Origin of the sequence: Pseudoponticoccus marisrubri (genome assembly GCF_001482405.1) — a bacterium.
GTDB classification, from domain to species: domain Bacteria; phylum Pseudomonadota; class Alphaproteobacteria; order Rhodobacterales; family Rhodobacteraceae; genus Pseudoponticoccus; species Pseudoponticoccus marisrubri.
Map to the genome: position 1 here is coordinate 99,999 of NZ_LPXO01000008.1, position 13,731 is coordinate 113,729.

The following is a 13,731-nucleotide window of genomic DNA, read 5'->3' on the forward strand; positions in this document are numbered from 1 at the left end:
CAACAGGGACGTGCCGTGTAGAAACAAGGCGTGCCGCCGCGCCCTGCCAGAAGGACACAGATGACCGCGCTTCCCGCCCTGCCCTACCGCCCCGAGATCGACGGGCTGCGCGCCGTCGCCGTGCTGGCGGTGGTGCTGTACCATTTCGGCCTGCCGCTGCAGGGCGGCTTCGTGGGCGTGGACGTGTTCTTCGTCCTGTCGGGCTACCTGATCGGCGGCATCCTCTGGCGCGAATACCGCGAGACCGGGCGCATCTGGCTGGCCAATTTCTACGTCCGAAGGTTCCGGCGGCTGGCGCCCGCCTTCTTCGCGATGATCGCGGTGACGGCGCTGCTGGGCTGGGCGCTGCTGCTTCCCTTCGAATACCGCGAGTTCGGCAAGACGGTGATCGCCTCGACCGTCTACCTGTCCAACATCCTGTTCTATCGGCAGGCGGGCTATTTCGACAGCGCCTCCGAGGACAAGCCGCTGCTGCATACCTGGTCGCTGGCCGTCGAGGAGCAGTTCTACATCGTCCTGCCACTGCTGTTGCTGGCGCTGTCGCGGCTGCGCCGCCCCTGGGGGCCGGTGGTGGTGCTGGGCGCGCTCTGGGCGCTGTCGCTCGCCGCCTGCGTCGCGCTGACCCCGACCCAGCCGCAGGCGGCCTTCTACCTGTTTCCCTTCCGCGCGTGGGAGCTGTTGTCCGGCGTGCTGCTGGCGATCTGGGGGGCCGAGACGCGGGCCAGCTGGCGCGGCCACCCTGCCCTGTCATGGGTCGGGCTGGGGCTGATCCTGCTGTCCATCCTCGTGATCCCGGCCGGGCCGGGCTTTCCGGGGCTCCTGGCGCTGCTGCCGGTGCTGGGCACCGTGCTGGTCCTGTCCAGCGGCGCGGATGACAACCCGGTCAACCGGCTGCTCTGCCACCCGGTGGCGCGGTTCTTCGGGTTGATCTCCTATTCGCTCTACCTCTGGCACTGGCCGATCTTCACCTTCTCCGACTACCTGCGCGACGGCTATGGCCTGATCGAGGCGCCGGTCTGGATCGCCCTGTCGATCGGGCTGGGCTGGCTGTCCTGGCGCTTTGTCGAGACGCCGGTGCGGCAGGCCCGCGCCCTGCCGGGCGGGGTGGTGCTGGGCGGCACGGCGCTGGCTTCGGTCGCGGCGCTGGCGCTGGGGGGCTGGCTGTTCCTGCGCGACGGGCTGCCCGACCGGTTCGGCCCCGCGGCCCGCCCCCACATCGCCGCGACGGGTGATTTCCTGCAGGACTGGAGCCGCTGCCACATTGCCGACACCCTGCCGCTGCAGGGGCTCGAGGTCTGCCCGATCGGCCCCGAGGGCGCGCCCAAGGTGCTGGTCTGGGGCGACAGCCATGTGCGCGCCGTGCGCGAGGGGCTGGACGCCGCCGCGCACGAGGCCGGCGTGCCCGGCCTGATCCTGTGGCGCGCCGGCTGTCCGCCGCTGGTCGGGTTGCGCAAGGTCGAAAGCGCGGCGAGCCCAGCGCAGGACACGCTGTGCACCCAGGCCAACCTGCAGATCCGGCAGGGGTTGGGCCGGCTGGACAGTGTCGACACGGTGCTGCTGATCGGGCGGTGGAGCTATTATGCCAGCGGCACGGGCACCGGGCTGGATGCCGCAAACCGGATCGACCTCTACCCCACGACGCGGCCACCCAGCGCGCAGGACACCAATGCACGGCTGCTGGTGCGCGCGGCGCAGGACACGGTCGCAGTGCTACAGGATTGGGTCGACGAAATCTTCGTGCTGCGCCAACCCCCCGAGATCCCCGCCTATGACAGCCGCGAAGCCGCGCGCGAAGCCGCCCATGCCGGCTGGCCGCTGGCCGCCGCACCGCGTGTCGCGGCCTCGGTCCCGCGCGAGGCGCTGGCGCTGCGCGCCGCACTGGCCGATGCGCCCTGGCAGGACCTGGCCGAGACGGGCGCGATCACGCTGCTCGACCCCTGGCCGCGCTTCTGCAACGCGACGGCGTGCCACGCGGTGCGCGACGGGGTGGGCCAGTATTTCGACAACAACCACCTGACCAATGCCGCCGCCCTGCGGGTGCGCGACCTCTTCGCGCCGGTCTTTGCGCGCACCACGCGGCAGACCGCCCTGACCGGGCCCGCGACGCGATGAGCCACCCGGCCGCGCAAACCCGTTGGGACGCCATCGTGATCGGCACCGGGATCGGCGGCGGCACGATCGGGCGCGCGCTGGCCGAGGCGGGGCAGAAGGTGCTCTTCCTCGAACGCGGGTCCGCCGGGTTCCGGCGCGAAGAGAACGGCCTGTCCGAGATCTTCGTCCCCGAGGCACGGCAGGCCCGCGGGCTCTGGCCCGACCCGGTCCATGTCACGTTGAACGGGCGCGAAGAAAGCCTCTACGCCCCGCTGGGCGCGGGGCCGGGCGGGTCCTCGGTCTTCTACGCGGCGACGCTGGAGCGCCCCGAGCGCCACGACCTGGACGATCGTCCCGACCGGCCTCACCCGACCGGCGGCTGGCCGGTGGGGTTCGACGCCTTCGCGCCGTGGTTCGACGCGGCCGCCCGGCTCTACGAGGTGCATGGCGCGCCCGACCCGGCCGCGACCGAGGCGCCGCTGCCGCTGCGCGCGCCGCCGCCACTGACCGAGACCGAGGCCTCGCTGATGCAGAGCCTGTCGGCCGCCGGGCTGCACCCCTACCACGCGCCCACGGCGCTGCGCCGCATCGACGGCTGTCGGATGTGCCTTGGCCACAAATGCCCCGAGAGCTGCAAGATGGACGGCCGCTCGGCCGGGGTGGAGCCGGCGCTGGCCACGGGCAACGCCACGCTGCTCTGCGACGCGCAGGTCACGCGGCTGACCAGCGAAGGTGACCGCGTGACCGGGGTCGAGGCACGCATCGGGGTCACGCCGGTCCGGTTCACCGCCGAGCGCTACATCCTGGCCGCCGGGGCACTGAACTCGCCCCGCCTGCTGCTGGCCTCGGCCTGCGAGAGGTTCCCGCAGGGGCTTGCCAATCGCTCGGGCCTTGTGGGGCGCAACCTGATGTTCCACCTCAACGAGCTCTTCGCGCTCTGGCCCAAGGGGGGCGCTTCCGGGGATGGCGCGACCAAGGCGATCGCCCTGCGCGATCTCTATTTCCACGACGGCCAGCGCTTCGGCACGGTGCAATCCATGGGGATCCGCGCCTCCTATGGCGAGATCGTGCATTACCTCAACCAGATGCTGGACCGTTCTCCGCTTGCCGGGGTGGCGGGGCTGCGCCAGATGACCCGCCTTCCGGCAGCGCTGGCCCACCGGCTCTTCGGCAGTGCGCAGATCTTCGTGGGCCTGCTCGAGGATCTGCCCGTCCCCGAGAACCGCGTCACCTACGACCCGGACAGGCCCGAGCGGCTGTCGCTGGTCTACACCGTGGATGACGCACTGCGCGCGCGGCGCAAGGCGTTCCGGCGGGCCATCGGCCACGCCTTTCGCGGGCATCGGCGCCTGTTCCTGGGCCACGCGCCCGAGCCGAATTTCGGCCATCCCTGCGGCACGCTGCGCTTCGGCACCGATCCCGCGCACTCCGTCCTACGCCCCGATTGCCGCAGCCATGACCTGGCCAATCTCTGGGTCGCCGACGCCTCGGTCTTTCCGACCTCGATGGGGGTCAATCCCAGCCTGACCATCGCCGCCAACGCGCTGCGCGTGGCCGCCCACCTGACGGAGCCCACCCCATGACCCGCGTGACCCCCGACGACGGATTGGCCATCGTGACCGGCGCGGGCTCGGGGCTGGGCCGGGCACTTGCGCAAGAACTCTGCCGCCGCGGCTTCACCGTGGCCGGCACCGGTCGGCGCGCCGCAGCGCTGGAGGAGACGGGTGCCACCTGCACCGGCGGCACCTTCCTGCCCGTGCCGCTGGACGTCTCCGACGGCGATGCCGTTGCCACCACCTTTGCCGGGCTGCGCACGCGCCACGGCCCCCTTGCCCTTCTGATCAACAATGCCGCGATCTACCCGCGGCAGGATTTCCTGTCCGGCACGCCGCAGGGCTTCATGGACACGGTGGCGACCAATCTCGGCGGTCCGGTCCATTGCAGCCATGCCGCACTGCGCGACATGGCCGAGCAGGGCAAGGGACGGATCCTCAATGTCGCGACCTTTGCCGATATCGCGCCGCTGCCCGCCGCCTCGGCCTACTCGGTCTCGAAAGGGGCGGCGCGCATCCTGACCCGCGCCCTGGTCGCCGACCTGGGCGACCGCTTCCCGGGCATCGTGATCGGCGACTGGATGCCCGGCATGCTGAAGACCGGCATGGGCATACCCGACGGGCTGGACCCTGCCGTGGCCGCGCGCTGGGGGGCCGAACTGGCCTGCCGCCGCGATTCCGCACTGACGGGCGCCGTGTTCGAAATGGACCACGAGGTCCTGCCGCCACGCGGGCTGAAGGGCAAGCTCAAGGACCTGGTGCTGATGCGCCGCCGCAGGCCGCGCCGACTGGAGGGTTGAGACCCCGCGCGCCCTGCGACAGCCCCCTCCCGGCGGCCGATCCGAACCGGATTGGCGGGCATTAGGGGAATATTCTGCGACTCACCTTAGGGTGAAGGGCGGTAGGGAGGGGGAATGCTGATATTTCGTCACCGCGCCGCGCGGCCCCCTGCCCCCTGCCCTCAGGCATCGCTTGAGCGCAGGCGCGAGACCAGCGCGCGCAGCATCTGCCCGGGCAGGATCGCCATGCATTTCAGGTAGCGCGGGCCCAGCCGCTTGGGATCGCCCGCCATGCGCCAGAGCCATTCCAGCGACAGGCGCCGCGCCCAGCCCGGGGCGCGCTTCTGCGTGCCGGCAAAGAAATCCAGCCCCGCCCCGATCGAGGCAAAGCCCACCGCGGGCGCGATGCGCCGGCCGCGCGCCGCGAGGATCTCCTGCTTGGGCGCGCCCATGGCGATGAAACACAGCCGCGCGCCCGAGGCCGCCACCCGCTCCAGCGCGCGATCCGCGGCCGGGCCGGTGACATCGAACCCCATGGGCGGGGCCAGGCAACAGACGACCTGCAGGTCGCGCACCTCGCGTTCGAGATATTCCTTCGCCGCGGCCAGCACCGGGTCGCTGGCCCCCAGAAGCGCCACCTTCACACCGTGGCGCGCCGCGACATGGCAGAGCGGCAGGATCGCCTCGGAGCCCGGGATCAGCGCCACCGGCCGCCCGGCCAGCCGGGCCATCCAGACGATCGGGTTGCCATCGGCCACCACGAAATCCTGCGCCGCATAGGCCGCGCGGAACGGCGCGGACTGGCGCAGCTTGACCAGGTGGTCGAGATTGAGGGTCGCAAGCGCAAAGCCCTTGCGTTGCGCAAAGCGCTCCACGATGCGGGCTTCCAGCACGGCCCAGCTTGGCACGTTGACCTCGACCTCGTGGTCGCCGATCCGAAAAATCATTGCAGCACCCTGCTCCCCCGCGCCTGCTTAGCGCGGTTTCCCGCGCAAGTAAGTGCCGTTTCCGCAACAGGCCATGCAAAAATCCCCGACCTGATGCCGCGCTGCCGCAACCGGGCCTGCGATCCGGGGCATTTGCCGAATTATGGCCATGTTTCCCTGTTTCAGACGCGCAGGGCAAAGGACAGGAGCACGCGTGACGGACGGGTCCAGCAGCAAGGCGCATCAGGCGACCGGGCAGGTGGCGCTGCTGGGCTGCGGCTTCGTGGCCGATCTCTACATGCGCTCGCTGAAATCCATGCCGGGGATCGAGGTGGCCGGTGTGTTCGACATCAACGCCGCGCGGCTGGCGCAGTTCTGCGCCTTCTGGGGCGTGCCGGCGCGGTCCTCCCTCCAAGAGCTTCTGGACGCGGCGCCCGAGGCGCTGGTGCTGAACCTCACCAACCCGCACGCCCATTTCGAGACCACGCGCGCCTGCCTGATGGCCGGCCGCCATGTCTATTCCGAAAAGCCGCTGGCCACCGACGCAGACGAGGCCAAGGCGCTGCACGCGCTGGCCGCCGAACGCGGGCTGATGCTGGGCTCGGCCCCCTGTTCGGTGCTCGGCGAGGCCGCGCAGACGCTGGGTCACGCGCTGCGTCACGGCATCGCCGGCACGCCGCGCGCCATCTATGCTGAACTCGATGACGGGTTCATCCCGCAGGCGGCTTTCGACAAGTGGATCTCGGACAGCGGCGCGCCCTGGCCTGCGGGGGACGAGTTTCGCGTGGGCTGCACGCTGGAACATGCCGGCTACTACCTGACCTGGCTGATCGCCTGGTTCGGATCGGTGCGCACGGTCGTCGCCGCCTCGGCCGAGACGATCCCCGACAAGGCGGGCGACGGTCCTTTCGCGCCGGACCTGTCGGTCGCCACGCTGTTCTTCGAGAACGGGCCGGTCACGCGGCTGACCTGTTCCATCGTCGCACCGCATGACCATTCCATCCGCATCGTCGGTGACAAGGGCGTGTTGTCCTGCAAGGCGGCGTGGGACAACGGCGCCAAGGTGCGATTTGCCCGCCGTCTCACGCTCCGTCGCCGGCTGATGGAACATCCCTGGCCCCTGCGCATCCGCCTGCCCGGGCCGACCCATCCCAAGGTGGCGCGTTGGGGCGCGGCGGCGATGAATTTCATGCTGGGCCCGGCCGAGATGCTGGAGGCAGGGGCACAGGGACGCCCCTGCCGACTGTCGAACGATTTCGCCCTGCACCTGACCGAGGTCACGCTGGCCATCCAGAATGCCGGCGAGGACACGGGCGCGCAGCGCATGACCACAGGCTGCGCCCCGATGGAGCCGATGCCATGGGCACGATGAGACTGATCGTCGTCACCGGCGCCGGCGGGTATCTGGGCCGGGCCTGCGTCGCCGAGGCCCGGCGGCAGGGGCTGTTCGTGCTGGCGCTCCATCGCAGCCGGCCCGATCCGGCCTGGTCCGGCGATGCGCGCGTGCAGGCCCTGCAGGGCGACCTGACGGATCCCGAGATCCATGTCGCCCTGCAGGAGCTGCCCAACGACACCGCCTTCATCCACGCGGCCGGGCATATGGGCGACGATCCCAAGGCGCTGGCGCTGGACACCATCAGCGCCACGGCCTTCCTGCCGATCCGTCAGACGCAACGGCTGGTCCTCATCTCGTCCCTTGCCGTCTATGACACCGACCGGCTGTCGCCCGGCGACACGCTGAACGAGGCTAGCCCGCTTCTGCCGGTGCCCGTCGATTGGGAGATGGCCCCGACCGAGACCATCCGTAGCGCAAGCAGCCCCTATGCCATGGCCAAGCGGTTGCAGGAAACCGTTCATGGCCCGCAGGCCGCGCTGCGCGCCTGCTGGGTCCTGCGTCCCGGCGCCATCTGGGGACCGGGACGCTCATGGCACGCGCTGCAGGGCTTCTGGGCCGGCAAGCTGCACGTCACCATCGGATCGGACGGCGCCTTGCCGCTGGCCCATCTGGACAACGTGGCGCAGGCCGCGGTCACGGCAGCCCTGCGCGACAGCGACGGTTGCGAGGCGATCAACGTCTTCGACGATGACTGCCCGACCCGCGCCCGCTTCCTTCAGGCGCATCGCGCGGCATATGGCTGGCCCCGGTTGAACGTCACGATCCCCTACACGGCCTGGGCCGCGGCGATCCGGCCCTGTCGCCCGTTTGCCCACCGCCTGCCGGGGCTGTTTCGCGAAACCACGCTGCGCGCCCGCATGATGCCGATCCGCTGCCCCAATACCCGACTGCGCCAGCGTCTTGGCGGCGGGCAGCCCGGCTTCGAGACGCTGCTGGCCGATGCGCGGAGGGCCGAATCATGAGCCTGCCCAAGCTCGCCTACCTGACCGGGGAATACCCGCGCGCCTCGGACACGTTCATCCAGCGCGAGATCGCGGCGCTGCGCGCGCTGGGCCACGAGGTGCTGTCCTGTTCGATCCGCACCACCGGGGCCGAGCATCTTGTCGGACCGGAGCAGCGCGCCGAACATGCCCGCACCTTCAAGGTGCTGGACGCCTGCAAATCCCCGCTGCGGCTGGCGCGCGCGCATCTGCGCTGGATGGCGCGGCCCGGGCGCTACCTGCGGACGCTGCGGCTGGCCTGGTCCACCGCGCCGCGGGGCGCCCGGGGCCGGCTCTACAACCTGATCTATTTCGCCGAGGCGGGCGTGCTGGCCGACGAGCTGGCACGGCAGGGGGTCGATCACCTGCACAACCACATCGCCAAGGCCTCCTGCACGGTGGCGATGCTGGCCTCGGAGCTGTCGGGCATCCCCTACAGCTTCACCATCCATGGCCCCGACATCTTCTTCGAGCCGCATCACTGGCGCATCGATGCCAAGGCCGCGCGGGCGCGTTTCGTCGCCTGCATCAGCGATTTCTGCCGCTCGCAGCTGATGTGCTTTGCCGAGCAGCGCCACTGGGATCGGTTCCACATCGTGCATTGCGCGGTGAACCCCGACCGCTATGCCGCTGCGGATCACGCGGGCCGGCACATCGTCTTTGTCGGCCGGCTGGCCGGGGTGAAGGGCGTGCCCGTCCTGCTGGAGGCGCTGCGGGCGCTCGACCCGGACGGCCTGCGTCTCACCGTGATCGGCGACGGGCCGGACCGGGCCACGCTGGAAGCGCAGGCCGCGGGGCTGCCGGTCGACTTCCTGGGCTATCGCAGCCAGTCTGAGGTGGCCGAGATACTGGCCACGGCGGATCTCTTCGTGCTGCCCAGCTTTGCCGAGGGCGTGCCCGTAGTGCTGATGGAGGCCATGGCCGCGCAGGTGCCGGTGGTGACCACGCGGATCGCCGGCATTCCGGAACTGGTCGAACATGACGTATCGGGCCTGCTGGTCCCGCCCGGCCATGCCACGGCGCTGGCCGAGGCGTTGGACGCGCTGCTGGCCGATCCCGAGCGCCGCCGCCGCATGGGCGCGGCCGGCCGGGCCAAGGTGCAGGCCGATTTCAACCTCTCGCAGGAACCGGCCAAGCTGAGCGCGCTGTTCTGCGGCTATCACGCGGGCACCCCGCCCCGGGGCACGCGGCCATGACGCCGGTGGATGTCGTCCTGATTGGCCGGAACGAGGGCGCGCGGCTGATCGCCTGTCTCGACTCGGTCACCGGGCAGGCGCGGCAGGTGGTCTATGTCGATTCCGGCTCCACCGATGGCAGCGTCGATGCCGCCCGCGCCCGCGGCGCGACGGTGGTGGAGCTGGACATGTCGGTGCCCTTCACCGCGGCGCGCGCCCGCAATGCCGGGTTCGACGCGCTGGAGGGGCCCGAGCTGGTTCAGTTCATCGATGGCGACTGCGCGCTGGTGCCGGGTTTCCTCGACGCCGCGCGGGCACACCTTGAGGCCAGCCCGGATCTCGGCATGGTCACAGGCTGGCGGGCCGAGATCCACCCCGAGGCCAGCCTCTACAACCAGCTCTGCCACTGGGAATGGCGCCGCCCGGCCGGCCCGATCCGTGCCTGTGGCGGCGACATGATGGTGCGCGCGGCGCTCTGGCGCGCCGTCGGCGGCATGGACCCGCAAGTGATCGCCGCCGAGGATGACGAGATCTGCTGCCGCTTCCGCAAGGCGGGCTGGCAGCTGGAGCGGATCCCGCACGAGATGACGCGCCATGACGCGGCCATGTTGCGCTTCGGCCAGTGGTGGCGGCGTGCGGTGCGCACCGGGCACGGCTTTGCGCAGGTCCACCACCTGCATCCCGACTATTTCACGACCGAGGTCCGGCGCGTGCTGGTCTACGGGCTGGCCCTGCCGCTCATCTTCCTGCTGGGGCTGGTCACATGGCCGCTGCTGTCGCTGGCGGTGCTGCTCGCCTACGGGCTGAACTATCTCCGCACCGCCCGGGGTCTGATCGCCGAGGGGCTGCCGCGCGGGCAGGCCTGGCGGCATTCGGTCCTGCTGACACTGTCGAAACTTCCCAACATGATCGGGCTGGCGCAGTTCCATCTGCGTCGGTGGCGCGGCGCCCAGATGCGCATCATCGAATACAAGTGAGGTTCCCATGTCCCCCATCCGTGTCGGTCTGATCGGCGCCGGCTATATCGCCACGTGGCATGCCGACGCGCTGAAGGCGACGCCCGGCGTCACGCTCTCGGCGGTCTGTGACATCAGCGAATCGGCTGCGCAGGGCCTGGCCGAAGCGCATGGGGCACAAGCCTTTTGTGACGTGGACGCGCTGATTGCGGCGGGGTGTTGCGATGCTGTGCATATCCTCACCCCGCCGCATCTTCACGAGGCATTGGCCCTGCAATGCATGTCTGCAGGGTTGCATGTGCTTGTGGAAAAACCTGTGGCCGAATCTGCCGCGGCCACCCTGCGCATGGCCGAGGCCGCGCAGGCCGCGAGCGTGCGGTTCCACCCCGGGCACAACTTCCTGGGCCTGCCGTCGTACCAGCGCCTCAAGGCCGAGATGGCAACTGGCAGCTATGGCCGGATCTCGGGATGCGAGATCACCTGGGCGCTGCCGCTGGCCCCGCTGCGCTCAGGGCCCTACAACCTGTGGCTGCTGCGCGAACCCCGCAACCTGCTGCTGGAGCTTGGCCCGCATCTCGTGGCCTTTGCCCATGACCTGTTCGGCCCGGTCGAGATCACCCATGCCGAGGCCTCGAAACCTGCGTTGCTGCCCGGCGACGATCCGCGCCCGCAATATATCCGCGCCTTCGGGCGCGCGGGCACGGCCGAGATCACCTTCACCCTCGCGCTGGTCGAGACGGTGGATGACCGGTCCGTCACGCTGCGCGGCTCCTCCGCCCGGGCACGGCTGGACTTCGCGCAGGACGTGCTGGTGACCGAGCGCGAGAACCCGTCGGACCTCGTGGTGAACCCGCTGCGGCGCCAGCTGGACCTGTCGCGCCAACACCTGGGCCAGGGCCTGCGCAACGCGTGGATCCAGGCCCGCTCGCTCAACACCCGCAACCCCTACGGGCAGAGCTTTCGCGGCATGAACGCCGCCATCTACGGCGCGCTTGCCAAGGGCGCCCCGGTGGATCGCCGGTTCTCGGCCGACAGCGCCGTGGCCGTGATGCAAAGCGTCGAGGCCATGATCGACCACCTGCCGTCCAAGGTGCTGCAGGTCGCGGCTCCCGCCGTGCAGACCCGGGATCCCAAACCCACCGCCATGGTGATCGGCGGCACCGGCTTTATCGGGCGGGCGCTGACCCGGCGGCTGGCGGCCGAGGGGCGCGACGTGCGCGTCCTGTCGCGCGGCCGCTCCGGCCCCTTCCCCGACCTGCCCGACCGGGTCGAGACGGTCGCCGCCTCGCTGCACGATCTCGACCAGCTGACGCAGGCGATGGAGGGGATCGAGGTGGTCTTCAACCTCGCCAAGGCGCTGGAGACCAGCTGGGCCGACGCGCTGCGCAATGATGTGGGCGTGGCCACCCGGATCGGCATGGCCTGCGAGAAAGCCGGCGTGCAGCGGCTGGTCTATACCGGCACCATCGCCAGCTACGACATGTCCGACCCGCGCCACACGATCACCGAGGAGACCGGCTTTCCCGTCGACATGAGCGACCGCAACCTCTACGCGCGCTCCAAGGCGGAATGCGAGCGCCAGTTGCTCAAGCTGCACCGCGAGCGCGGCCTGCCCGTGGTCATCGCCCGGCCCGGCATCGTGGTCGGCCCGGGAGGGCCCTTGCAGCACTGGGGGATCGGGCGCTGGCACGGGGCCGGCGCGGTGCGCATCTGGGGCCACGGGCGCAACACCCTGCCCTTCGTGCTGAACGAGGACGTGGCCGACGGGCTGGTGCGCATGATCGACGCGCCGGTCGAGGGGCAGAGCTTCAACCTGATCGGCGAGCCCATGTTCTCGGCCCGCGACTATTTCGACGCCATCGCCGAGCAACTGGGCGCGCGGATCCGCGTGGCGCCGGGCAACCTGTATGCCTTCTACGCCTCGGACGCCGTGAAATACGCGCTCAAGAAATATGCGCTGCGCCGCCACGGCGTGATCCGCCCCTCGCTGGCCGACTGGAAGAGCCGGGCGCATTTCTCACCCTTCGACAACAGCCGCCCCAAGCAGGTGCTGGGCTGGCGCCCCGAACCCGACCGCGCGGCCTTTGTTGAAAAAGCCATCCTGCGTGCCAATCTCATGGGCTTCTAGGCAGGGCGTGGGAGGGCCCGGTGCGGGGGCGTGAACAATCCCCTCAAATGCGACTTATTCTGGCCAAATTCCCCTGCTTAAACACGGTTGACACATGGGCAACCTGTCCAGAACCAGGGATGCCACCGGATCGAGGTCGAGCAGTCAGATGAGCATATGCGCCGACAGGGCCCCTTGCGCGACGGCCGGGCCAGAGCACAGCCCCGCGGTCGGTCGGCCCCGGGGGCGGAAGGCTTGAACATGACGGATCAACGCAAGTTCCGCCGCAAGGGCAAACGCGTCCGCGATGCGGCGCCGACCGAGACCGACATGACCCCCGTCCCCCCGCTGGAGCCCCGCGCCCGGCGGTCGGAGGACACTCTGCCCGAAACGGGCGGCACCAGCGCGCGCGAGACGGAAGAGGCGCGCGAGGCCGAAGAGGCACGCGCAGCCGAAACGCAACGGGCTACCGAAGAGCAGGCCAAACGCGACGCCGAGGCGCAACGCGCGGCGGATGCCAAGCGCGCGGCGGATGCCAAGCGCGCGGCGGAAGAGCAGGCCCGCCGTGAAGCCGAGGAACAGGCACGGCGCGAAGCTGCAGAACACGCGCGGCGCGAAGAGCAAGCACAGCGCGAAGCGCAGGCTCAACGTGCGGCCGAGGAGCAGGCCCATCGCGAGGCGGAAGAGCAGCGCGAGGCCCGGGCCCGAAGCGCGGCTGCGGTCGAGGCCCTGCGCCGGGCCGAGGCCGAGCGGCAGGCCGCGGCGGCTCGCAAGGCAGAGCTGGAGGAACGTGCGGCGGAAGAGGCGCGACTGGCCGAGGAGGCCCGCCTGAAGGAGCTCGACGCCCGCCGACGGGCACTGGCCGAGGCGCGCAGCATCGCGGCCCGGCGCGGCGCCGACCCCGATGGCCCTGCCGCCCCGCCCAGGCCGGACCCCGAACGCCAGCCCGCCCCCCAATCCAGCCGTCCCGGGCGCCCGCCGCCGCTGGCCCTGACCAACCCCGCCGAGCGGGCCGAGCGTGTCGAGGCCGCCACGAGGGCGGCCTGGGCCCGGCTGGACAGTTTCGCGCTGGATGCCGGGCACCTGAACCGCAACAGAATCATCACCGCCCGGCGCGACGACCCGGCCCATGCCGCCTTTGACGTACTGCGCACCCGCCTGCTGCAGGCCTTGCACGAGCATGGCTGGAAACGCGTCGCGATCACCTCGCCCGGCAAGGATTGCGGCAAGACCTTCACCGCCGCCAACCTCGCGATCAGCCTGTCACGGCAGGAGAACTGTCGCACCCTGCTGCTGGATTGCGACATGCGCCGGCCCAGCCTGCACAGCGTCATGGGGGTCGAGGCGCCCGGCGCGATCGGCGATCTGCTGCGCGGCACCGTTGCCCCGGAAGAGCACCTGTTGCGCCCTGGTCCGAACGACATCCATGCCGGGCGCAACATCGCCTTCGGCTTCAACGACATGACCGAGCCCTATGCCTCGGAACTGCTGCAGGATCCGCGCACCCGCGGCATGCTGGACCTGATCGAGACCCAGATGCAGCCGGATGTCATGCTGTTCGACCTGCCGCCGGCGCTGTTCTACGATGACGTGATCGCCTTTCGCCCGCTTTTTGACGGGGTGTTGCTGGTGGTCGGCGGCGGGTTGACCACCCAGAAGGAGATCAAGGAGGTGGAGCGGCGCCTCGGCGACAGCACCCCCCTGCTGGGCATGGTGCTGAACAAGGCCGAACACACAGAGATCTCCCGCTACCGCTACTGAGCCGCCG

Annotated in this window: 10 protein-coding genes; 9 read left to right on the forward strand and 1 reads right to left on the reverse strand. The window is 70.5% G+C overall.

What is annotated here, in order from left to right; all coding sequences use genetic code 11:
* The first annotated feature begins 60 nt into the window (after positions 1 to 60).
* From AVJ23_RS14035 to AVJ23_RS14045, 3 genes are read left to right on the forward strand one after another with little or no spacing between them, the layout of a single operon-like run.
* Positions 61 to 2,112 carry an acyltransferase family protein gene (locus AVJ23_RS14035; RefSeq protein WP_058862835.1) on the forward strand — a complete coding sequence of 684 codons (2,052 nt, stop codon included), beginning with the start codon at positions 61 to 63 and terminating at the stop codon, positions 2,110 to 2,112.
* Positions 2,109 to 3,674, forward strand: a complete 1,566-nt coding sequence (locus AVJ23_RS14040; protein ID WP_058862836.1) for a GMC oxidoreductase — start codon at positions 2,109 to 2,111, stop codon at positions 3,672 to 3,674. The genes AVJ23_RS14035 and AVJ23_RS14040 overlap by 4 nt, the downstream gene beginning before the upstream one ends.
* Entirely contained in the window at positions 3,671 to 4,444 is a 774-nt protein-coding gene (locus AVJ23_RS14045) for an SDR family oxidoreductase (RefSeq protein WP_058862837.1), read from the forward strand. Before AVJ23_RS14040 ends, AVJ23_RS14045 begins: the two co-directional genes overlap by 4 nt.
* A 161-nt stretch (positions 4,445 to 4,605) precedes the next feature.
* Here AVJ23_RS14045 and AVJ23_RS14050 read toward each other — a convergent pair whose 3' ends face one another.
* Entirely contained in the window at positions 4,606 to 5,370 is a 765-nt protein-coding gene (locus tag AVJ23_RS14050) for a WecB/TagA/CpsF family glycosyltransferase (protein ID WP_058862838.1), read from the reverse strand.
* A gap of 193 nt (positions 5,371 to 5,563) precedes the next feature.
* Here AVJ23_RS14050 and AVJ23_RS14055 point away from each other — a divergent pair, with 193 nt between their 5' ends.
* The 6 genes from AVJ23_RS14055 (at position 5,564) to AVJ23_RS14080 (ending at position 13,724) form a co-directional block, all read left to right on the forward strand.
* Entirely contained in the window at positions 5,564 to 6,721 is a 1,158-nt protein-coding gene (locus AVJ23_RS14055; RefSeq protein ID WP_276203214.1) for a Gfo/Idh/MocA family protein, read from the forward strand.
* On the forward strand, positions 6,709 to 7,707 hold the full coding sequence (locus AVJ23_RS14060) for an NAD-dependent epimerase/dehydratase family protein (protein ID WP_169795943.1): 999 nt from the start codon (positions 6,709 to 6,711) through the stop codon (positions 7,705 to 7,707). The genes AVJ23_RS14055 and AVJ23_RS14060 overlap by 13 nt, the downstream gene beginning before the upstream one ends.
* A complete protein-coding gene (locus tag AVJ23_RS14065) occupies positions 7,704 to 8,921 on the forward strand; it encodes a glycosyltransferase (RefSeq protein ID WP_058862839.1) in 1,218 nt (405 codons plus the stop codon). The genes AVJ23_RS14060 and AVJ23_RS14065 overlap by 4 nt, the downstream gene beginning before the upstream one ends.
* Positions 8,918 to 9,877, forward strand: a complete 960-nt coding sequence (locus tag AVJ23_RS14070) for a glycosyltransferase family 2 protein (RefSeq protein ID WP_058862840.1) — start codon at positions 8,918 to 8,920, stop codon at positions 9,875 to 9,877. Before AVJ23_RS14065 ends, AVJ23_RS14070 begins: the two co-directional genes overlap by 4 nt.
* A 7-nt stretch (positions 9,878 to 9,884) precedes the next feature.
* Entirely contained in the window at positions 9,885 to 11,984 is a 2,100-nt protein-coding gene (locus tag AVJ23_RS14075) for an NAD-dependent epimerase/dehydratase family protein (RefSeq protein ID WP_058862841.1), read from the forward strand.
* A gap of 240 nt (positions 11,985 to 12,224) precedes the next feature.
* Positions 12,225 to 13,724, forward strand: coding sequence for a CpsD/CapB family tyrosine-protein kinase (locus AVJ23_RS14080; RefSeq protein ID WP_058862842.1), 1,500 nt, complete (start codon positions 12,225 to 12,227; stop codon positions 13,722 to 13,724).
* Positions 13,725 to 13,731 lie beyond the last annotated feature (7 nt).